Source organism: Sphaerisporangium sp. NPDC005288 (assembly GCF_040607475.1).
Classification (GTDB): domain Bacteria; phylum Actinomycetota; class Actinomycetes; order Streptosporangiales; family Streptosporangiaceae; genus Sphaerisporangium; species Sphaerisporangium rhizosphaerae.
In genome coordinates, this window is record NZ_JBEXGT010000066.1 from 20,775 (window position 1) to 41,449 (window position 20,675).

At 73.3% G+C, this 20,675-nt stretch carries 17 protein-coding genes; 11 read left to right on the forward strand and 6 right to left on the reverse strand.

Annotated features, from left to right (window positions below; all coding sequences use genetic code 11):
* Positions 1-88 precede the first annotated feature (88 nt).
* The 5 genes from ABZU32_RS38030 (at position 89) to ABZU32_RS38050 (ending at position 6,111) form a co-directional block, all read left to right on the forward strand.
* Entirely contained in the window at positions 89-2,119 is a 2,031-nt protein-coding gene (locus tag ABZU32_RS38030) for an NACHT domain-containing protein (protein WP_354930901.1), read from the forward strand.
* A gap of 125 nt (positions 2,120-2,244) precedes the next feature.
* The gene (locus ABZU32_RS38035; RefSeq protein ID WP_354930904.1) at positions 2,245-2,682 is read left to right on the forward strand and encodes a Rieske (2Fe-2S) protein; all 438 of its coding nucleotides are present in this window, start codon (positions 2,245-2,247) and stop codon (positions 2,680-2,682) included.
* A 194-nt stretch (positions 2,683-2,876) separates the two neighbouring features.
* Positions 2,877-3,278, forward strand: coding sequence for a TraR/DksA C4-type zinc finger protein (locus tag ABZU32_RS38040; protein ID WP_354930907.1), 402 nt, complete (start codon positions 2,877-2,879; stop codon positions 3,276-3,278).
* A gap of 371 nt (positions 3,279-3,649) precedes the next feature.
* Positions 3,650-4,945 (forward strand): ATP-binding protein, encoded by a 1,296-nt coding sequence (locus ABZU32_RS38045; protein WP_354930910.1) that lies wholly within the window; start codon positions 3,650-3,652, stop codon positions 4,943-4,945.
* Between the two features lie 119 nt (positions 4,946-5,064).
* Complete coding sequence (locus ABZU32_RS38050) at positions 5,065-6,111, forward strand: LacI family DNA-binding transcriptional regulator (RefSeq protein WP_354930913.1); 1,047 nt, start codon at positions 5,065-5,067, stop codon at positions 6,109-6,111.
* Between the two features lie 47 nt (positions 6,112-6,158).
* On the opposite strand, the gene ABZU32_RS38055 is transcribed toward ABZU32_RS38050, so the two are convergent.
* From ABZU32_RS38055 to ABZU32_RS38065, 3 genes are all read right to left on the reverse strand, one after another.
* Positions 6,159-7,052, reverse strand: a complete 894-nt coding sequence (locus tag ABZU32_RS38055; RefSeq protein WP_354835785.1) for an SMP-30/gluconolactonase/LRE family protein — start codon at positions 7,050-7,052, stop codon at positions 6,159-6,161.
* Complete coding sequence (locus ABZU32_RS38060; RefSeq protein WP_354835783.1) at positions 7,049-8,068, reverse strand: NAD-dependent epimerase/dehydratase family protein; 1,020 nt, start codon at positions 8,066-8,068, stop codon at positions 7,049-7,051. Before ABZU32_RS38060 ends, ABZU32_RS38055 begins: the two co-directional genes overlap by 4 nt.
* A gap of 581 nt (positions 8,069-8,649) precedes the next feature.
* Positions 8,650-12,099, reverse strand: a complete 3,450-nt coding sequence (locus ABZU32_RS38065) for a S8 family serine peptidase (protein WP_354930916.1) — start codon at positions 12,097-12,099, stop codon at positions 8,650-8,652.
* Between the two features lie 176 nt (positions 12,100-12,275).
* Here ABZU32_RS38065 and ABZU32_RS38070 point away from each other — a divergent pair, with 176 nt between their 5' ends.
* From ABZU32_RS38070 to ABZU32_RS38085, 4 genes are all read left to right on the forward strand, one after another.
* On the forward strand, positions 12,276-13,244 hold the full coding sequence (locus ABZU32_RS38070) for a helix-turn-helix domain-containing protein (protein ID WP_354930920.1): 969 nt from the start codon (positions 12,276-12,278) through the stop codon (positions 13,242-13,244).
* Between the two features lie 184 nt (positions 13,245-13,428).
* Complete coding sequence (locus tag ABZU32_RS38075) at positions 13,429-14,601, forward strand: lactate 2-monooxygenase (protein WP_354930923.1); 1,173 nt, start codon at positions 13,429-13,431, stop codon at positions 14,599-14,601.
* Positions 14,602-14,680: 79 nt separating this feature from the next.
* Positions 14,681-15,340: a DUF2461 domain-containing protein gene (locus ABZU32_RS38080; protein WP_354835775.1), complete on the forward strand. Its 660-nt coding sequence runs from the start codon at positions 14,681-14,683 to the stop codon at positions 15,338-15,340.
* Between the two features lie 247 nt (positions 15,341-15,587).
* On the forward strand, positions 15,588-16,025 hold the full coding sequence (locus tag ABZU32_RS38085; RefSeq protein WP_354930926.1) for a hypothetical protein: 438 nt from the start codon (positions 15,588-15,590) through the stop codon (positions 16,023-16,025).
* Between the two features lie 219 nt (positions 16,026-16,244).
* Here ABZU32_RS38085 and ABZU32_RS38090 read toward each other — a convergent pair whose 3' ends face one another.
* A complete protein-coding gene (locus ABZU32_RS38090; RefSeq protein WP_354930929.1) occupies positions 16,245-17,144 on the reverse strand; it encodes an ABC transporter substrate-binding protein in 900 nt (299 codons plus the stop codon).
* 114 nt (positions 17,145-17,258) lie between these two features.
* Entirely contained in the window at positions 17,259-18,014 is a 756-nt protein-coding gene (locus ABZU32_RS38095) for an SDR family oxidoreductase (RefSeq protein WP_354930932.1), read from the reverse strand.
* Positions 18,015-18,355: 341 nt separating this feature from the next.
* On the opposite strand from ABZU32_RS38095, the gene ABZU32_RS38100 reads away from it, so the two are divergent.
* Positions 18,356-19,525, forward strand: coding sequence for a hypothetical protein (locus ABZU32_RS38100; protein WP_354930935.1), 1,170 nt, complete (start codon positions 18,356-18,358; stop codon positions 19,523-19,525).
* A complete protein-coding gene (locus ABZU32_RS38105; RefSeq protein ID WP_354930938.1) occupies positions 19,525-19,818 on the forward strand; it encodes a hypothetical protein in 294 nt (97 codons plus the stop codon). Before ABZU32_RS38100 ends, ABZU32_RS38105 begins: the two co-directional genes overlap by 1 nt.
* A 105-nt stretch (positions 19,819-19,923) precedes the next feature.
* On the opposite strand, the gene ABZU32_RS38110 is transcribed toward ABZU32_RS38105, so the two are convergent.
* On the reverse strand, positions 19,924-20,675 hold a 752-nt coding region (locus ABZU32_RS38110; RefSeq protein ID WP_354930941.1), incomplete at its 5' end, for a hypothetical protein.

The window sequence follows — 20,675 nt, forward strand, 5'->3', positions numbered from 1 at the left end:
GCGGCGGTGTCACGCGTTCATCGCACTCTGGTCACATTCGCCGGAGGTCAGGGGAACGGGCCTTCGTTCCCGTCGACGATGGTCGTTCATGAGATGGGAGCGTGGGCCCGTCCCCGTGTGGGCGGCTGTGTGCGGTCTGCTGGTGATCGGCGCCGCGGCGGCCTCGGGGTCGCCGCGGATGAAGCTCGGAGACGTCGACCCGATCGGCGCGGTCATCGGGCTGTCGGGGTTGGCGTTGACCGTGGTGTCGGTCTGGCTGGCGGTGCGGGCGCAGCGCGTCAGTGAAATGGACCTGGACCATTGGGCCAGGCGGCTGGCCGTCGAGGTGCGAGGCGCGGAGACCGGTGAGCTGAGGAGACTGCTGGGCGACGACGACCAGGCCGACAAACCCATCGACGTGCGGTTCGTGCTGTTGCCCACCCGCGCCCACCAGGCCGGCGGGGTCCAGCCGTCGGGGTGCCTGACCGAGGTGGTGGAGTACTACCGGCGGCTGCGGCCCGGGCGGCTGGTGATCACGGGTGCGGCCGGGGCGGGGAAGACGGTACTGGCCCTGCGCCTGCTCCTGGGACTGCTGGCCGCCCCTGCCCCAGGAGACCGGGTCCCGGTCCGCCTTTCCGCGACGCAGTGGGACACCGCCACCCCGCTGACAGCGTGGGTGGCCGCCCACCTGGTCACGGTCTTCCGGATGCCGCGACGTACCGCCGCCGCCCTGGTGAAGGCGGGACGCGTACTCCCGGTGATCGACGGGCTGGACGAGATGGACATCGGCGCGCCCGGTCACACCTCCCGCGCCGCTGACGCCCTGCGTGCGCTGAACTCCGCTCAGGACGGCCTCGGCAAGATGGGGGTGGTGCTCACCTGCCGCACCGACCAGTATGCCGCCCTGGATGACGCGCACGTGAGGGTCCGGGCCCAGGACGCCGCCCACATCCGGATCGAGCCCGTGGACACCGGCACCGCGCAGACCTTCCTGGAGACCCGGGTGGGTGTCGAGGACCTGGTGCGATGGGGGCCGGTCCTCGACGCGCTGGACTTCCACCCCGACGGCGCCCTGGCCCGCGCATTGGACACCCCCTGGCGGCTCACACTGGCCGTCACCGTCTACAGGCGGCTCGACCCGGTCACCGGCGCCTACCTGCGTGACCCCGCTGAACTCACGGCGCCGGATCTCGACACCCCCGCCAAGATCGGCTGCCATCTGCTGGCCGCGTACATTCCCGCCGCCACCACCGCCGCCGACGCGGCCGGCCGCAATCTCCGTCATTACTCTCCGGACCAGATCCACCGGTGGCTGGCTCATCTGGCCCGTTACCTGAACGGCAACGCCGAGAAGGGGCCGTTCGCCGGAAGGGTGCTCAGCGGCACCGACCTGGTCCTGCACCAACTGTGGCCTCTGGCCGGTGATCGCCCGCGCGTCCTCGCGCAGTCACTCGCCGGTGTCTCCACCTTCGTGTTCCTCGCGGTGGTGCTGTTCGCCTTCCACGTGCCACATCGGCTGACGCTGGCCTTCATCGGCGCCTGGGGGCTCACCCGAGTGATGGGCGTGCGGTGGCCCGAACCCTGGCGCATCGAACTTCCGCGGATGAGAACGCCTCTCGGACACCGCAAACTCGTGGGCGGGGCCATCTCCGGCCTCGTGGCCGGAGCGGCTCTCGGGCTCGTGGTCGGGTTCACCCGCGGGTGGGCGCCCGGCCTCGCCGGGGGACTCACGTTCGTCATCGTGGGCGGGCTCGGATTCTGGTTCCTGAGCCCCGGCGCCGGAAGGGTGGTGGATCCCCGCGATCCGATACGCAACGACCTCGCATGCTCACTCGTTCTCGGGCTGCAGGCCGCATTGCTGTTCGTGCTCATGTGGTACTGGCTCATGGGCGAGTTCACGAACGGGCTGTTCTGGCTCCTCTCGCCTCTGGTCTGGGTCTGGTTCGTCCAAGCCGGTCGCCGGGCGGTGACGCGTTATCTGATGCTGATCCTCTGCACGCGTGGCCGGTTGCCCTGGCGCCTCGGCCGGTTCCTGCACTGGTGTCATGAGGACGCGGGGCTGCTTCGCGTGGCAGGCGTGGCCTACCAGTTCCGGCACCGTGAACTCCAGGACCACCTGGCCCGCTTCCCGGCCCCCTGACCCCTGGCCCGGCACGGCTCACCGCGACCCGCGTTCCGTGCGGCGCGCCGGGGCCCGAACCGCGTCCCGCGCCTGTACGTTCCGGGGGAGGAGTCTCCCTTACCCCCCCAGGAGCGGAGGTCGGCATGCGAGCTGACGAGACGGGCGCGACGCGCCGTTCGGTGATCGTGCGGAGCGTGGCGGGCGGGTTCGCCGCCGTGCTGGCGTTGATGGGCGTGCGACCGGCGAGGGCGTCGGCGGGCACGGCCTCACGCGAGGACGCGACCGGCGAGACCGCGGGCGCGGTGCTCGCCAGGACCAAGAACATCCCGGTTCGCGGCGGGAAGATCATCAAGGGGAAGTACGTCGTCACCCAGCCCGCGAAGGGGGTGTTCCGCGCCTTCAGCGCCAAGTGCACCCACCAGGGATGCGCCGTCGCGAGTGTCAGCGGCGGGACGATCAACTGCCCGTGCCACGGAAGCAGGTTCTCGATCTCGACCGGCGCCGTGGCGCGCGGCCCGGCCGACCGTCCCCTCCCGCGCAAGAGGATCACCGTCTCCAAGGGCGTCATCCGCCTGAAGTGACGGCCGCACCCGGTGCCCCGCCCCTGGCCGACGCCGGGCACCGGGTCCTCGGGCGGTACGGGGCGCGGGCCTGTGGGCGATGGGCATCGGGTCCTCAGGCGGCGCCGCGCATCGGGCCCGCGGGCCGGCATGGGGCATCGGGTCTCCGGGCGGGGCCGGGCGGCCGCGTAGGGTGGTGGCGGAGGTGAGGCCACATGGCGGCACACATGGCGGCACGGCGGCCCGAGGGCGCCGCCCTGTCCGGCGCCGAGCGGGCGGCCCTCCGCGATCTCCTCGGCGCCGAGCGTGAACGGACCACCGCGCGCGTCGCCGCGCTGCTGCGCGACTGGGAGGGCATCGTCGAGTCCTCCGCCCTGGTGGCCACCGACGACGAGCACGATCCCGAGGGGTCGTCCACGGCGTTCGAGCGCGCCCACGTCCAGGCGCTGCTCGACCAGGCGCGAAGCCACCTCGCCGACCTGGACGCGGCCCAGGCACGGCTCCGCGACGGCGACTACGGGGTGTGCCAGGGCTGCGGGCGCCCCATCAGCCCCGAACGCCTGAAGGTCCGCCCGGCGGCGAAGTCCTGCGTTCCCTGCGCCACCGCCCACCGCTGAGGGCGTCGCCCCCGGGCGGCCGGAACGCGTCGGCGACACCATCGGGGACGCCCTGCCGGGCGCGGGCCATGCCGGGCTCCACCGTAAGCTTGGGCAAGTTTTTTCCTGGAAGCGCTCCAGTTTGGCGTAGCGTTGATGCAGGTCAGAGGCTTACCTGCCTTCCCCGTCGCCGGCGAACGTCCTGATCGGAGCGTCCACGACATGTCCTCCTCGCCGCAGTCCCGGCCCGCCTCCCCACCGTGTCCGCCGGCCGAGCCGGCCCACCGGCGCCGCTCCTGGTGAGCGTGCTCCTCGGGCGCCATGGCCTGGACCGGGACATGATGTGGCGCCGCCTGACGCACCCGCGGTCGATCCGGGCGAGGTGCACCCTGATGGCCGTGGCGCTGTCGGCGGTCTTCGTCGCCATCGGCGGGGCGAGCGTCGACGCGGCGATCCGCTACAAGGTCGAGGTCGACACCTTCGAGGCCACCAAGCGTGTCGCCAGCCAGTGGAGCGCGGCGGTGCGCAACGGGGCGGTGCCTCGCGTCATCCCGGCGTCCGCCGCGGTCGATCTCATCCAGGTCGTCGACGCCGCCGGGCGCGTCCTGCACGCCAGCAGGGCCGTCTCCGGCAAGCCGCCGCTCAGCACGCTGCGCCCCCCGGCCGACGACCGGTTCCAGAACCTCACCGAGTGCACGGGCGACGAGGGATGCGCGATGCTGATGGCGATCCGCGTCTCCCCGGCGGCCGACTCCCCGGTGGTCTACGCGGGCGTGCCCGAACCGGCCATCCTCGCCACCAGCGAACTCGACTACGGCCTCGCGGTCGCCGGCCTGCCCATCCTCGGGCTCGTCGGGTGGATCACCTGGGTCATGCTCGGCCGCACGCTGCGCCCGGTGCAGACCATCTGCGAGCGGATGTCGGAGATCACCGGCACCGATCTGAGCCGGCGCGTCCCGCTGCCGCCCGGCCACGACGAGATCACCACGCTCGCCGTGACGGCCAACCAGACGCTCTCCCGGCTGGAGATCGCCGTCAAGCAGCAGCGCCGCTTCGCCTCCGACGTCTCCCACGAGCTGCGCTCCCCGATCACCGGCCTGCGGGTGCGGCTGGAGGAGGCGCTCAGCCACCCCGAGGACGTCGACCCCCAGGAGGCCATGCGGGCGGCCCTGGCGACCACCGACCGGCTGGAGGCGATCGTCGGGGACCTGCTGGTGCTGGCCCGCCTGCGCGCCGCCGAGCCCGCGCCGCACGAACCGGTGGACCTCACCGCCATGGTGTACGAGGTCGTCGACGACCGGGTGTGGAACGTCCCGGTGCGCGTCGGGGACGGCGGCGCGGTGTGGGTGGCGGGCTCGCGGGTCCAGCTGATGCGCGTGGTGGAGAACCTGGTGACCAACGCCCAGCGGCATGCCCGCACCGAGGCGGGCGTGAGCGTGTGCGCGACCGAGGGAGAGGCGCGGCTCGTCGTCACCGACGATGGGGACGGCATCGCGCCGAAGGACCGCGAACGTGTCTTCGGCCGCTTCGCCCGCCTTGAGGAGGGCCGTCGCCGCGACCCCGCGGGCAGCGGCCTGGGGCTGGCCATCTCCCGGGAGATCGCCGAGGCCCACCATGGGACGCTGCGCATCGAGGACTCCCCGCGCGGCGCCCGGTTCGTCCTGCGGCTCCCGGCACTGGAGCGGTGACCCGCCGCCGTCACGGGAGCCTCGCGCCGAACGGGCGAGCGCCGGGTCCGGGTGCTCGGAGCCCCGTACGATGGTGACCACGACAACGAGGCCGGGTTTCGGCGATGGAGCAAGCGTTGGTGTCTCACTCGATCGAACGGCGGGTCACCGTCGCCGACATAGCCGCCGAGGCGGGGGTGTCACGGGCGACCGTCTCGAAGGTGCTCAACGGCCGTTCGGACGTGGCTCCGTCGACGAGGGCGCAGATCGAGGCCATGCTCACCGCGCGCGGCTACGTCCCCACCACCCGCACCAAGCGGGCGGTGCCCGCGGTCAGGCGCGCCGGCCTGATCGAGATGCTCTTCCACGACGCAGGCACTCCCTGGGCGGCCGAGATGATCCGCGGCGCGGAGGAGGCCGCCCGGGCGGCGCGGGCGGCGATCGTGGTGTCGGTGCCGGACGGCGGGCCCGGCCGAGGGCGGCAGTGGCTGGAGGACATCGCCGGCCGCGCGCCGCGCGGCATCATCCTCGCCCTGTCGGAGTTGCCGGCGGCCGACCACAAGCGCATCGTCAGGCTCGGCGTGCCCGCGATCCTCGTCGACCCGGTCGGTGACGGCGAGTCCGACCTGCCCTCCATCGGCGCGGGCAACTGGGGTGGCGGGCTGGCCGCCACCCGCCACCTGATCGACCTCGGCCATCGCCGCATCGGGCTGATCACCGGGCCGATGCGCTTCCTGTGCAGCCAGGCGCGCCTGGCCGGCTACCGGGCGGCGCTGGAGCGGGCCGGCATCCCGGCCGACGAAGGGCTCATCGAGCACGGCGACTTCCACTACGCCTCCGGACTGCGGCTGACCCTGTCCCTGCTCGACCGGCCCGGCCCGCCGACGGCGGTCTTCGCCGCGAACGACGAGCAGGCGCTCGGCGTCTACGCCGCGATCCAGCAGCGGGGCCTGCGCGTCCCCGACGACCTCAGCGTCGTCGGCTTCGACGACGTGCCGATGTCGCAGTGGGTCACGCCGCCGCTGACCACGGTGCGCCAGCCCATCGCCGAGCTGGGCGCCCTGGCCGTCCGCACGCTGCTCGCCCACCAGGACGGCAGCGGGGTCCCCGAGGGCCGGGTGGAGCTGTCCACCAAGCTGGTCGTGCGAGGGAGCACGGCCCCGCCGGTCCGCCGCCCGGCTCCCTGACCGCCGCGCCCTGCCGCACGCCGGGAGTTTCGTGGTTCTCGGTCAGGTCAGATCACGAACCTGTTCGGCAGGCGGCCGCGGCATCCGGGCTCGGCTCGGAAGATCGCGCCGGCGCCCGGCAGGTCCCGCAGCTCATCGGGGGAGAGCCCTTCGGTGGAGGTGGAGATCACCAGCAGGTCGAGGCCGGGGCCGGCGAAGCAGCAGGAGGTGACCTGCGGCACCGGCACGGTGACCGTGCGGTCCAGCGCGCCGCCGGGGCTGAAGCGGCACACCCGCGAGCCGCCGTAGAAGGCCACCCACACGCCGCCCTCGGCGTCCACGGTCAGCCCGTCCGGCACGCCGGGCAGGGCCGAGGTGTCGGCGAAGACGCGCCGGCCGGACAGCTCTCCGGTGGTCACGTCGTAGTCGAACACGTCGACGCGGCGCGTCGGGCTGTCCACGAAGTAGCACAGGGCGGCATCGGGCGACCAGTCGAGGCCGTTGGCGATGGTGACCCCGGTCAGGACGGTGCGCAGCGACCGGTCGGGGTCCAGGCGGTACAGGCTCGCCGCGCCCGGCGCGGCGTCGTAGGCCATGCTGCCGGCGAAGTACCGCCCGGCCGGGTCGACGTTGCCGTCGTTCATCCTGATCTCGGGCCGGTCGGCGAGGGGCGAGGCGAGTCGTTCGACCAGTTCGCCGTGCGCCGCGAGAGCCATGCCCGCGCCGTCGGCGACCAGGACCGTCCCGGGGCGGGAGGTGGGGTGCACGGCGGTCACCGGGGCGGGCAGGTCGGCGAAGGAGACGGCGCCGGTCGCGACGTCGGCCTCGAACAGCCGCCCGCGCGGGATGTCGACGAACCGCACCAGGCCCGCCGCGTCGTCCCAGACCACGCCCTCGCAGTGGACGCCGGACACCGGCAGCCACGGCTCGGCGGTCAGGTCGCCGCCCGTCCGGGGCGTCACGGCGCGGGCGGCGCGACCGCCGCCATGGCGCGGCGGTGCGCCTCCACCAGCCGGGACAGCATCGCGTCGGTGGCCGGGTCCGGGCGGGTCTCGCCGGGGTGGGCGGCGCGCCACCCGGCCAGCCGGCGCGCTCCCTCCGGCCAGGTGACCGTCGGGTGGAACGCGGGAACGAACCGCTTGATCTTGGTGTTGTCGAACACCGCGCTGTGCGACAGGTCGCCGACGATCAGCTCCGACCAGAACCAGTCGGGGGCCACGACCGGCAGGAACTCCGAGGGCAGGTGCAGCGGGCGGACCGGCGTCCCGGCGGTCCTGCCGATGACGTCGTAGATCTCGTTCCAGGTCAGCGCCTCGTCGGAGGTGATGTGGAAGTCCTCGCCGACGGCCTGCCAGTTCCCCGCCAGGCCGGCCAGGCCGACGGCGAAGTCCCGCGCGTGGGTGAGGGTCCAGGGATTGGTCCCGTCGCCGGGCACGACGATCTCCTCGCCGCGGGCGACGCGGTCCCAGGCGGTCCAGCCGCCCGGCAGCGGCGGCTGGGCGTCGTCGTAGGTGTGCGACGGCCGCACGATCGTCACCGGGAAGTCGCGCTCGTCGTAGGCGCGGCGCAGGACGTCCTCCGCGGCGATCTTGTCGCGTGCGTAGGCCAGGTAGGGGTTGCGCCGGGCGGTGGACTCCACGGTCGGCACACGGCGCACCGGCTTGTGGTAGATGGAGGCCGAGCTGATGTGGATGTACTGGCCGGTGCGGTCCTGGAACAGCTCGACCGCCGCGGAGGCGTCCCTGGCGTCGAAGCCGAGGAAGTCGACCACGCAGTCGAAGGTCTCACCGTCGAGGGCGCCGCGCAGGGAGCCGGCGTCGCCGACGTCGGCGATGATGGAGGTGACGCCCTCCGGCAGGGGCCGGCGCCCGGCCGTGCGTCCCCGGTTGAGGACGCTCACGTCCTGGCCCCGGCGCACCGACTCGGCCACGCAGGCCGAGCTGATCGTGCCGGTGCCCCCGATATAGAGGACCTTCATGCCGGACTCCCGCTCTGCGGGATCGCGGCCGGCCCCGCGGCCTCCCCGCGTCCCAGGCCTCGAACCCGTTCCCCGCGACGCCGGTCAGCCGGTCGTCGTCGCGGACACCGATCTCCTCCGGCGGCTCGGCGAGGGAACGCTCTGGATCGGTGTGTACCGAATGGCACCGGTGGCTCCTTCGAGCAGAGCGGTCAGAGAGACGACGGCCGATGTGGTTGGAGAACTTTCGGAAACTGCCCGAAACATCGACGGCACGATGCCTCAACGTAGAACGCCCGGTCGGCGAACGTCAAGGGCGGTGACCTCGGCGAAACGCCAGGAGGACGGCGGTCCCCGCGGTGTCGGCCCGGCCACGCGTGACGTTACGCCGCGCCGGCAGTTTCGAGGAACTTTCGATCGGAGGCCGGTCGCGTCGTCCGCCGATCGAGGCCCGTACGCCTCTGCGGAAGCACCCGCGTGACGGCGCACAAGCGAAGCGCCGGGCCCGAATCGGGCCCGGCGCTTTGTGAGAGCGGCTCAGGCGGCGTTCCGCGCCGGCCGCGGCCCCAGGAGGGCGCCGCGGCCGGCGCGGAACCGGCGGTTCAGTGTCCGGTCACCGTGAAACGGCCGGTGAGCGGGCCCAGGACGACCGTGTAGGCGCCCGGTGCGCTGCGGCGCACCTCGAAGGACAGGCGCACGGCCGCTCCGGCCCGCACCTGGACGGTCTGGCGCCGTTCCACCTGGTCACCGACCCGCAGGACGGCGTCGTAGCCGCCCGCCTTCTCGCCGACGTTCTTCACCCACGCGCTGACCCGCACCGGGCGTCCGGGCCGCACGGCGTCCGGGCTCACCTCCAGCTCGCCGAGCGCGAAGCGCGGCTCGGGGCCGGGAGTGCGGTCGCGGACGAACACGTCGGAGTGCCGGTTGGTGTCGCCCTCGACCAGGTTCGCCGAGGAGCTCTGGAAGGCGACGTAGCGCCCGTTCCCGCTGATCGACGGCACCTCGCTGGAGCCGTCGCCCTCCACGCCCTTCGGGCCCGTCGAGACCCGCTGGGTCGTGCCGGCCTTCAGGTCGCGCACGAACACGTCGGTGCGCCCGTTGACGTCCGGGCCGGCGAGGTTGGCCGCGTAGCTGTAGAACACCACCGTCTGCCCGTCGGCGCTGGGGGAGGGGGCGAAGGACCAGTCGTCGCCCGGGCTCCCGTCGGAGGCCGCCGACACCAGCGCGTTCGTGCGGGCCTGCCGGTCGTAGCGGTAGATCTGCCACCCCTTCGGCCCGGCGCCGATGTAGACCACCATGCGGCCGTCCGCGCTGATCTTCGGGCTGCTCGGCTCGACGCCCTCGGGAGTGGTGAGCGCCTCGGTCGTGCCGGCCTGCCGGTCGCGGACGAACAGGTTGGTGCTCCCGTCGTCCTGCCCCGGCACCAGGTTCGTGGCGTTGCTCTCGAACGCGACGAACCTGCCGTCCGCGCTGATGGTCTGCTCGCGCGAGTTGCCGTCGCCCTGGGCGCCGCCCGGGCCCACCGAGACGCGCTCGGTCGTGCCGGCCTGCCGGTCGCGGACGAAGACGTCGGTGCGGCCGTTGGTGTCCCGGGCGACCAGGTTCGTCGCGTCGCTGTTGAAGACGGCGAAGCGGCCGTCGGAGCTGAACGCCGGCTGCGAGGACAGCCCGTCGCTCAGCGCGCCGCCCGGCCCGACCGAGATCAGCTCGGTCCTGCCGGACTGCCGGTCGTGCGCGAAGGCGTCGGTCTGCCCGTTGGTGTCGCCGGGCACCAGGTTGGTCGCCCCGCTGCTGAACCCGACGTACCTGGCGTCACCGCTGAGGGTCGGGGTCAGGGAGAAGGCGTCGGCCTGGGTTCCGTCGGAGGCCACCGACACCCGCTCGATCGCCCCGGTGCGCAGGTCGGTGACGAAGACGTCCAGGTCGTCGTTGGTGTCGCCGGGGACGAGGTTTCCGGCCACGCTGGCGAAGGTCACGGCGCTGCCGTCGTCGCTCAGCTGCGGCCACCAGCTCTCGTTGTCGCCCTGGTGACCGTCGACGCTCAGGGAGACGCGCTGGGTGTCGGGCGAGCGGGGCAGGGCGATGTCGGCCCGCGCCTGGCCCTTGCCGCGCACGGTGACCCGCTGCGGGTCCGATCGGGACACGCCCGGGGCCACCGCGGCGATCCGGTACTCGCCCTCCGGTACCTCGGAGATGGTGTAGGCGCCGTTGAGGCCGGTCGTGGCCGCCAGGGTGTCGGGCACGCCGAGCACGGTGACCGTCGCGCCCGGAACGGTCGAGCCGGTCGGGCCGTACACCACCCGGCCGGTGATCTTGCCGCGGGGGGTCTGCTCGAGCGCCGTGCGCAGGTCGGTCATGCGGTCCGCCTGGACGCGGACGCGGGTCGTGGCCGGCTTGTAGCCGAAGCGGGTCAGCGTGAGGTCGTAGGACCCGGGAGCGAGCCGCATCTCGAAGCGGCCCTGCGCGTCGGTGGTGACGGCCCGGCCGTCGCCCGCCCGGGTGACGGTGACGCCGGCGAGCGGCTCGCGGGTCTTGCCGTCGGTGACCGTGCCGCGCACGCCGCTGGTCAGGGCGGCCTCGGCGACGGCGGCGTAGGCGTCGATCCGCCCGGCGCCGTAGCGGGCGTTGGGGCGCTCGCCGTAACGCTCGTCGTCGAGCGAGGTGCCGGCCAGGATGTCCAGGGCCTGGTCCACGGTGAGTTCGGGACGGGCCTGCAGCATGAGCGCGACCGTGCCGGAGACGTGCGGGGTCGCCATCGAGGTGCCGCTGAGCGTGCCGTACTCGCCGCCGGGGAGGGCCGAGAGCACGTCGACGCCGGGCGCCGAGACGTCGGGGACGATGTAGGAGTCGGGCCAGTCGCCGGGCGCGTCGACCCAGTCGTCCCGCCTGACCGTGCCACCGCAGGAGAAGTCCGGCACGCTGTCGTCGGCGTCGGTCGCGCCGACCGACACCGACTCGTACACGTTGCCGGGGCTGCTCGACCCGCCGGGCAGGCATTCGTTGCCGATGGCGAAGGACGGGAAGGCTCCGGCCCGGTAGATGTTCCTGGCCGGCTCGATCATCTCGTCGGAGTAGCCCTCGCCTCCCAGCGACATGCTGACGACGTCGGCGGGCTTGCCGGCCGGGCGGCCGTGGGCGTCGTAGGGGGCGATCGCCCACTGCATGCCGGCGATGACCTGGGCGAGCGTGCCGTTGCCGCCGGGAATGACCAGGCCGGCCATCAGGCTGACGCCGGGCGCCACGCCGATTCGCGTGCCCGAGGCGTCACCGCCGGCGATCGTGCCGGCGACGTGGGTGCCGTGGTAGGAGCTGTCGTGCGGCGTGGAGGCCACCGGGGTGCCGTCCGGGGCGAACTCGATCCAACCGCCGGGATAGGCGGCGTCGGCGGCGTCGTCGGTGGCGAGCTTGCCGGTGAGATCCGGGTGGGAGATGTCGATGCCGGTGTCCAGGATCGCGACGCGCACGCCCTTGCCGGTCAGCCCGCGCTCGCTCTCCACCCGGTCGGCGCCGATCTTGGCGATGCCCCACGTGGGCTCGCCCGCCTTGGCGGCCCGGCGCGCGGCGGCGGGCTTGGCGGGCCCGGTCTCGGGGGCCTTCAGCTCGAAGTTGGGGATGACGCGCTCGACCAGGGGCAGCGCCGCGACCGCGTCCAGCGTCGCCGGCGTGGCCCGGATGAGGACCATGTTCTTCAGCCAGAAGGTGTTGACGACCTGATCGCCTTGCGACTTGACCAGTCGCACGACCGGGGCCTGCATGGACGCGGCCGTGCCGGCCAGGCCCTCACGCACCTCCGCCGGGCCGGAGGCGTCCGGCGGCAGGTCCGGGCGGGCGCCCAGCACGACGACCGCCTCGATGCGGCCGTCGGAGCGCAGCCGCGCGTTCTTCATCTGTTCGGCCAGCTCAGGGGCGATCTTCCCCCGGTGGGCCGGCGCGCCCGGCGGGTCGGCCGCCATCGCCGGGCGCGCCGGCAGGGCGGCGGCGACCGCTCCCAGCAACACCAGCACGGCGAGGATGAGGCGGTGCCCGCGATTTCGCAGGGCGGACGACGACATGGGGGGCTCCTTGCAAGAATCTAGGACAAATCTGACGAGCATGAACGCTGGCATCAGTCGTCATCCGCTGACAAGCTGAGCGAACGGCGAGTTCCCGTCAGGTGGCGGGAAGACGACAAGGCGCAGGCGGCGCCGTTTCCCCGAGGTGACGGGGAGGTTTCGCGAGGAGAACGGACGTGCTCGAGGCGATCGGACTGAGCCGGCAGGACGAGATGGTGTACGACGCGCTCGTCCGCCGGACGCGGGCGACGCTGACCGAACTGGTCCACGACTGCCACCTGCCGGTCGCGGGCGCCCGCCGCGCCCTGCGCACGCTCGTCGAGCTGGGCCTGGCCACCCGCTCGGCCGGGCGCCCCGTCCGCTATGTCGCCGTCTCGCCCGACAGCGGGCTGGAGGCCGTCCTGCGCGAGCGCGAGGCCGGATTGCACGACGTGCGCCTGCACATCCGCACGCTGATGAAGATGTACCGGGCGGGCGCCCGATTCGCCCACCCCGGCGAGCTGATCGAGGTGGTCTCCGGGCGCGACGAGGTCAACCACCGCTGGGTGCAGATGCAGCAGAACACCAGCGTGCAGATGCGCGGCTTCGACCGCCCGCCCTACGCCGCCCCGCAGGGACACACCGAGTCCAACCACGTCGAGCTCGCCCTGCTCAAGCGCGGGGTGAAGTACCGCGTCATCTACGACAAGAGCGCGCTGGAGCTCCCCGGCTGGCTGGAGGACGTCACGACCGGCATGCGCCACGGCGAGCAGGCCAGGATCGCCGCCGACCTGCCCATGAAGCTGGCGATCTCCGACGACCGGCTGGCCATGCTCCCGTTGATGCGGCCCGGCGACGAGGCGCTCACCGCCTCCTACCTCATCCACCCCTCGCCGCTGCTGGACGCGCTGGTCGCGCTCTTCGAGGCCACCTGGGCGCGCAGCGTTCCCGTCCAGCACACCGGGCCGGCGACGCAGGAGCTGTCGGAGGAGGAGGCGCGGCTGCTGACCCTGCTCGCCGCCGGCGCCACCGACCAGGCCGCCGGCCGGGTCCTCGGCTGGAGCGAGCGCACCGTCCAGCGCCACGTGACCAAGCTGATGCGGCGCGTCGGGGCCCGGACCCGCTTCCAGATCGCCATGGAGGCCACCCGCCGCGGCTGGATCTGACCCCGCGCAGGTCACCGAGGCCGCCACCGAGGCCGCGGCCGCGCATATCGACCGGCCGTCCGGGGAACGCGGCCGCTATGGACGGGGACCGGCGGCGCCCGGGATGATCGTCGGAAGGCGGCGCGGCGCCCCGGGCGAGGAGCCGGCCGGGCTCGAGTGGGCGAGGCGAGAGGTGCGACCTGCCATGACGAGGCCGAACTGGGCGGACTACCAGTACGAGATCTACCTCAACGGCATGGCCGGGACGCGGCCCCGGCTGCCGACCGACCTCACCCGGCTGGAGGAGCTCGCCGAAGGCACGCTCGGCCCGGGCCCGTACGGCTACGTGGCCGGCAGCGCGGGCGACGGCAGCACCGCCCGCGCCAACCGGGCCGCGCTGGACCGGTGGCGCATCGTGCCGCGCGTGCTCCGGGACGTCCACGAGCGGGACCTGTCGGTGGAGGTGCTGGGACGGCGCATCCCCGCGCCGCTCGCCCTCGCCCCGGTCGGCGTGATGTCGGTCATGCACGCAGACGCCGAGACGGCGGCCGCGCGCGCCGCCGCCGCCCGGGAGGTGCCCTTCATCCTTTCCTCGGCCTCCAGCACTCCGATGGAACAGGTCGCCGAGGCGATGGGCGACGCCGAGCGGTGGTTCCAGCTCTACTGGCCGAAGGACCCCGAGGTGGCCGGCAGCTTCCTCGCCAGGGCCCGGGCGGCTGGGTACACCGTGCTGTTCGTGACGCTGGACACCCCGATGCTGGGATGGCGCCCCCGCGACCTCGACCATGCCTACCTCCCCTTCCTGCACGGCGTGGGCACCGCCAACTACTTCACCGACCCCGCCTTCAGGCAGGGCCTCGCCAAACCGGTGCACGAGGATCCCGAAGGAGCCGTCCGGCATTTCCTCGGCCTGTTCGGCGACCCCGCCAAGACCTGGCCCGACCTCGCGTTCCTGCGCGAGCGCTGGGACGGGCCGATCGTGCTCAAGGGCGTGCTGCACCCCGACGACGCCCGCCGCGCCGCCGACGCGGGCGTGGACGGCGTGGTCGTCTCCAACCACGGCGGGCGCCAGGTGGCCGGGTCCGTCGGCGCCGCCGACGCCCTGCCCCGCGTCGTCCAGGCGGCAGGCGACCGGCTCACCGTCCTGTTCGACAGCGGGGTGCGCGGCGGGGCCGACGTCTACAAGGCCCTCGCGCTGGGCGCGAGCACGGTGCTGCTCGGCCGCCCGTACGCCTACGGGCTCGCCCTGGAGGGGCAGGCGGGCGTCGACCACGTCGTCCGCTGCGTGCTGGCCGAACTGGACCTGGCCCTGGCGCTGTCCGGGCACACCGGCCCGGGTTCGCTGACCCCCGGCGACCTGGTGAGGGAGTCCCCGTGACCGCAGGGGAGAACGCCGTCTTCTGACGCGGGCGCCGCTCGCGCGGTTCGTCGTCGGTGCGACCTGGCATTGTGGACGGATGGGTTTCGAGGGCTTCCCCGACGAGGGGTTGATGTTCTACGAGGGCTTGGAGGCGGACAACTCCAAGGCGTACTGGATGGAGCGCAAGGGGGTGTACGAGGCGGCGGTGAAGGAGCCGATGCAGGCGCTGATGGAGGAGCTGGCGGGGGAGTTCGGGCCCGGGAGCCTGTTCCGGCCGTACCGCGACGTGCGGTTCGCCAAGGACAAGTCGCCGTACAAGACCCATCAGGGCGCCTACGTGCGGGCCGGCGGGGAAGGCATCGGGTACTACGTGCAGCTCGACGCCGACGGCCTGTACACCGCCGCGGGATGGTTCTCCCCCGCGCCGGACCAGGTGGAGCGGTTCCGCGCGGCTGTGGACGACGACAAGGCGGGCGCGTTGCTGGAGGAGATCCTCCACGGGCTCGGCGCCGCGGGCATGGCGATCGAGGGCGACCGGCTCAAGACCCGCCCGCGCGGGGTCGACCCCGGCCATCCCCGCCTGCATCTGTTGCGGCACCGCTCGCTCCACGTCGGCCAACGCCGGCCGCCGGAGGACTGGCTGCACACCCCTGAGGCGCTCGACCGTGTGCGGACGACCTGGCGGTCGCTCGGTCCACTGGTCGACTGGCTGGCCACGCACGTGCGGCCGTCGGAACAGCCGCTGCGCCGCAGGTGAGAGCGGGGATGGCGCCGGCTCGGCGGCGGGGCCGCGGCGGTGATGGCGGGACGTCGCCGCGGCGCTTCGCCGGTGACGGCGGGGTCCGGGGTGATCTCACACTAGAAACCTTCCTTTTAGTGACAAACTACACATCATGGGATGATTGGGATTATTCGCTCAGAGGGGCGGGTTGAGCCGGGCGTAACACGCAGGAAACGTCCAGGTCCGGAGACACCGGACGGACGTGCGTGTCGAGGAGAAGATCATGAACACGATCGCTCGGCGCATTGCCACCGCGATGACCGCCCTCACCATCACGGGCGGTGCCCTGCTCGCCTCCGGCGGCGCGGCCTCGGCGGCGGTACAGACCGGTGTGACCCAGAGCGATACCGTCGCCGATCGCGGCCACGGTGAGCACGGGCATGGCAGCCGTCACCTCTGGGACGGCCACCGGTGGTGGTACCGGTACACCGGCCACGGTGACTGGTACAGCACGGACCACGGCAGGCACTACCGCTTCGACGGGCACCGCTTCTACAAGTGGAGCGACGGCAAGTGGAAGTCGCTGTCGTCCGACTACGCCAAGCACCACGGGTTCGACCGCGGGGACTTCCCCCGTGACCGGCACCACCACGGCCACTCCGGCCACGATCACGGTCACTCCGGCCATCACCACGGGCACTCCGGCCACGACGGCCGCTGATCACCGTGAGGTGACCGGACCGCGATCGGAGGCGCCGCCGTTCACGGTGGCCACGCCCCGATAGCGGGCCGGTGAACGGGAAGCGGCGCACGGTGCGGTGCCGGCGGCCGGGGAGACCCCCACGGCCCCGCGCCCGCCACCGGCGCCCTTCCCTCCACCACGCCGCGTCCCGCCGCGCGGATCATCCACGCTCTCATCCCGCCCCATCCGCTTTTCCGGTCATCGATCCGGCGCGGTGCGGTAGAACTCGGCTGCGGTGAAGGCGGCGGGGACGCCGAGTTCGGCGGCCACCGCGGTGATCGCGGTGGCGCCGACGGCGAGGTCGGCCTGGCCGTCGGTGGTGAAGTACGGCGCGATGAACGCCTCGTAGTGGGCTCGGACCTCCTCCGCGGTGTGCCGGCCGAGAAATGCCCGGATGTGCCGCACCGTGGTGTCGGGATCTTCGTGAACCACCCGCAGGGCGCGCCGGTGGGCTCGTACGACGGCCTGGACCGCGGGATCGTCCGGCCGGATGAAGCCGGGGTCGACGGCCACGCCTACGGTGGGGATCTGGAAGAGATCGCCGACCCAGGCCAGCACCCGCCAGCCGTGCTCGGCGGCCACCGCCTCCGGTGCCATGGTGCTGCCGACCAGGGCGGCGTCGATCGTGCCGTCGTGCAGCCGGCGCAGGTCCATGCCGTAGTCGCCGGGTGGGCGGACGACGGTGTGGACGTCGCGGTCCGGGTCGAGGCCGGCCCGGCGCAGCACGATCCGGGCGAAGCACCCGGGCGCGGTCCGGGGGCCGTGTACCGCCAGCGTCCGGCCGGCCAGGTCGGCCAGGGAGGTCGGGCCGACGCGCGCGAGGAACCAGAACAGCGGGCGGTGGGTGTTGACACTGAGTGCGACCCAGGGGGTGCCGTCGGACAGCCGGGACAGCAGTGCCCTGCCGAGCCCGATGGTGGCGCCGCGGCGCAGTCGTTCCTCCTCCCAGGAGCAGCCGTCGCGCAGCGCGACATGGACGCCCTCGTCGGCGTAGTAGCCCTGCTGGTCGGCGATGTAGGCGACCAGCTCCTCGTGCAGGCCCCGCCCGACGTAGCCAGATCGATCGTGTACATGAACGTCGTCCCTTGATCGTGCCACGTCACGCGCCCGCGCGGCGGATCATGGTGCTCGAGGTGACGGTGTGCGAGATGCCGTCCTGCCGTGAGCCCGACCGGGGCCGGCATGGCTCCGTGTGCACGGGCCGGCGGGGCGTCAGTACATGGACATCCCGCCGTTGACCGCGGCCGTGGTGCCGGTCATGAAGGCGTTCTCCTCGCCGGCGTAGAAAGCGACCGCCTGGGCGACGTCGGCAGGGTGTGCCAGGCGGCCCAGGGGGGTGGCGGCCACCTGCCGCCGCTTCTGCTCCTCGCCCATCACGTTCGCCATGCGGGTGTCCTCCACCGGGCCGGGCTCGACGACGTTGACCGTGATGCCCTGCGGGCCCAGCTCCTGGGCGAGGTACCGGGCGAACTGCGCCAGTGCGGCCTTGGCCGTGCCCAGTGCGATCATGCCCTCCCGGGGGCGGCGGCTGAGGCCGGTGCCGAGATAGACGATGCGTCCCCAGCTCTGTTCCATCATGGCGGGCAGAACGGCCTTGGTCACCACGAACGCCGCACGCATCTCGTCGTCGAGCTTGCCGCCCAGTTCGTCCCACGTCATGTCCTGGAACGGCTTGATCGCATACGGGGTGAGCGCGTTGTGCACGAGCACGTCGATGCCGCCCCATGCCTCCTGGACCCGCACGATCATGCTCTCGACCGCCGCCGTCTCGCGCACGTCGGCCCGCACGGCCATGGCCTCGCCGCCCGCGGCCTCGATGCCGGCCACGACCTCGCCGGCCGCCGTGACGCTGCGGAGGTAGTCGACCACGACGCGCATTCCTCGCGCGGCCAGAAGGTGCGCGGTGGCGGCACCGATCCCGCTGCTCGCCCCTGTCACCAATGCCACCCTGCCGGTCGCCCTGGTCACGGGCCACCTCCTGCTCACCTGGGACAACTCGTCGAGTCGCTGGTGGGCCACTGCTTTCGGCCGGCGTCGCTCCGCTCCGTGACGAGCCTCGCGTGCCTGCCACGGCCTTCGACGAACCTCTCACAGCGCACATACCGGACACCTACTGTTGTGCCCGTCTGACTACGCCGTAACCGGCCGGGGATCGTGTCCCGCTCATCCGCCCGCGGGAGGAGCTGCGGGCAGGCGGGTCGCGATGCCGTCCAGGAGGAAGTCCAGGCCCATGGCGAACTGTTCCTCGGGCCCGGCGCCCGAGGGCCGGGCCAGCCAGGCGGTCAGGTGGGGCAGGAGAGGTGCTCCGGATGTCCGAGACCAGCCCCGCCACCAGCGCGTACGACCCGCACGGCATCCGGCTGGGTGTCGTCCGCGGCATCGGCTACGGCCTGTTCGGTCCGCCCGACGCGTTCGTTCCCCAGGCCCGTGCGCTCGGCGCGGGGCTCGTGCGCTGCTACGTGTACTGGGGGCAGGTCGAACCCGAGCCCGGCCGCTTCACGTGGACGGCGGTGGACGCGCTGCTCGACCAGCTCGACGGCGACGAGGAGGTCTGGATCACGCTGTGCTCCAGCTCCCCGTGGGCGACCCGGGAGGCGACCGACTTCCTGCCCCCCTCGCCCGCGCGCGACCTGTCGGCCTACGCCCGGTTCGTCCGCGAGGTCGTGCGCCGCTGCGCCGGCCGGGTGCGCTACTGGCAGTGCGACAACGAGCCGAGCAACACCGGCCTGCTGTGGGCCGGCACGGCGGAGGAGTACGTCACCCAGCTCCAGGCCATGCACGCGGCGGTCAAGCAGGCCGACCCCGGGGCCGTCGTCGTGCTCGGCGGCTGTGGGTACGACGTGCTGAGCGCCGAGGAAGGCGGTGAGCCGCGGCGGTTCTTCGAGCACGTGACCCGCGCGGGCCGCGACGCCTTCGACGTGTTCGACGTTCACCTGTACGGGGAGGCGGCCCGGGTCCCCGGGCACCTCGCCACCGCGCGCGAGCTGATGCGCGCCCACGGCTATCTCAAGCCGATCGTGGCCGGCGAGTACGCGGCGCCCATCCCGTTCGAGTTCCCCGAGGTCGGGGCCGTCATGTACCAGGCGCTGGCCGAGGCCTTCGCGCAGGCGCCGCGCACGCAGAGCACGGCCGAGCTCGCCGAGCGCGAGCAGGGCGGCACCCCCGAGCGGCGCGCGATGACGGCGCTGTACGAGCGCATGCCCGAGCTGCCGCCCAAGCTGCAGATGTTCATGGAAGGGTACCCCGGCGAGCTCGAGGCCAAGCGCCACCGCGTCAACCGCCGCCAGCTCGTCATGGGCACCGTGCTGGCACTGGCCGAAGGCGTGCGCCGGACGGCGTACTGGAACCTCGCGCCGGAGGTCGCCGCGCCGGTGGACCCCCGCCAGGTGATGCACCTGATGTTCGGCAAGCTCGCCCTGATGGAGTACAAGGGCGCCGACCTGGCCGTGCGCCGTCCGGTGGGGACACCTTCGCCCTGATGGCCGAGCGCCTCGCCGGAGTGCGCGGTGTGCGGCGGGCCGAGATCGCCGGCCTGCCCGCCGGCGTGCGGGCGTTCGAGGCCGACCGCGGCGGGCGGGGGCCGCTGCTGGTGCTCTGGGACGAGCGCGACATGTTCGACGGCGAGGACGAGCCGCCGGTTTCCGTCACCCTGCCCTGGTCCGCTCCGACGGCGACCGCCGTGGACGCGCTGGGCGGCCGCCCCGTCACCGAGGCCGGCGACAAGACCCTGCGCCTGCCGGTGTCCCTCACCCCCGTCTTCCTCACCGCCTGAACCACCCGGCGCCCCGCGGCGGACAGGACCGCAGGGCCGAGGGGCGATCTAAAGGGGTGGGGAGCCGCGATGGCCGGGGTGCCGGTCGCGGCGCGGCGGCTCGGGTCAGCCGGGGCGGTGGAGGGTGAAGTCGTCGAAGGACACCATGAGGGACCCGTCGCCGGCCTCGGGCACCTCGGCCGTCAGGCCGACCTGGCTGTGCGGCCCCTCAGGCGGCGCCTGCGCGTCGAGGATGTCGAACAGCCGGTCGCCGTCGATCCACATGCAGACCCGCGTGGCGGCGCCCTCCCGCCGGCATGACGCCTGTACGTGCACATCGTGTCCCACCCGCGGCGCCGCCACCGGCACGGGGGGCGCCACGTCCAGGCGGGTGCCCGAGACGGTGCGCACGACCCGCGCGGCGCCGTCGAGGCCGAGCAGGAAGGTGTACCCGTTGGGCACGTCCTCGTCCCATCGGCACACCAGGCCGAACCCGCCTCGTCCGCCCGTCGCCTCCCGCACCCGCGCCGTCACGCCGGCCATCACGCCGGGGTCGGCGGCCGTCTGGGCCCGCTCCTTGGGCGGCACCGGCGACAGGGCCAGGCCGCGCGGGTCGGCCGCGTCGGCGAGGATGGTGTAGACCCCGCGGGCGATCTCGTACCCGTGGGTCAGCCGGTCGGCCCCCTGCGCGCCGGGCTGGAAGTCGTAGCCGTCCCAGTTGCCGCGCGTATCGAAGTCGTCCTGGTAGAGCAGCGTGCCCTCCGCGGGCGCCCGGCCGCCGGAGCCGCCCACGGGAAGCCGATCGCACTGGGAAGGCGCAAACAGAGGGTCCTGCTCGCCGCGCTGCTGCTCAACGCGGGCAAGGCGATCCCCAGCCA

Excerpts from the sequence above, each read along its gene's own strand:
- ABZU32_RS38030 (WP_354930901.1), top strand. The coding sequence starts at position 89 with ATGAGATGGGAGCGTGGGCCCGTCCCCGTGTGGGCGGCTGTGTGCGGT.
- ABZU32_RS38035 (WP_354930904.1), top strand. The coding sequence starts at position 2,245 with ATGCGAGCTGACGAGACGGGCGCGACGCGCCGTTCGGTGATCGTGCGG.
- ABZU32_RS38040 (WP_354930907.1), top strand. The coding sequence starts at position 2,877 with ATGGCGGCACACATGGCGGCACGGCGGCCCGAGGGCGCCGCCCTGTCC.
- ABZU32_RS38045 (WP_354930910.1), top strand. The coding sequence starts at position 3,650 with ATGGCCGTGGCGCTGTCGGCGGTCTTCGTCGCCATCGGCGGGGCGAGC.
- ABZU32_RS38060 (WP_354835783.1), bottom strand. The coding sequence starts at position 8,068 with ATGAAGGTCCTCTATATCGGGGGCACCGGCACGATCAGCTCGGCCTGC.
- ABZU32_RS38065 (WP_354930916.1), bottom strand. The coding sequence starts at position 12,099 with ATGTCGTCGTCCGCCCTGCGAAATCGCGGGCACCGCCTCATCCTCGCC.
- ABZU32_RS38075 (WP_354930923.1), top strand. The coding sequence starts at position 13,429 with ATGACGAGGCCGAACTGGGCGGACTACCAGTACGAGATCTACCTCAAC.
- ABZU32_RS38080 (WP_354835775.1), top strand. The coding sequence starts at position 14,681 with ATGGGTTTCGAGGGCTTCCCCGACGAGGGGTTGATGTTCTACGAGGGC.
- ABZU32_RS38085 (WP_354930926.1), top strand. The coding sequence starts at position 15,588 with ATGAACACGATCGCTCGGCGCATTGCCACCGCGATGACCGCCCTCACC.
- ABZU32_RS38100 (WP_354930935.1), top strand. The coding sequence starts at position 18,356 with ATGTCCGAGACCAGCCCCGCCACCAGCGCGTACGACCCGCACGGCATC.
- ABZU32_RS38105 (WP_354930938.1), top strand. The coding sequence starts at position 19,525 with ATGGCCGAGCGCCTCGCCGGAGTGCGCGGTGTGCGGCGGGCCGAGATC.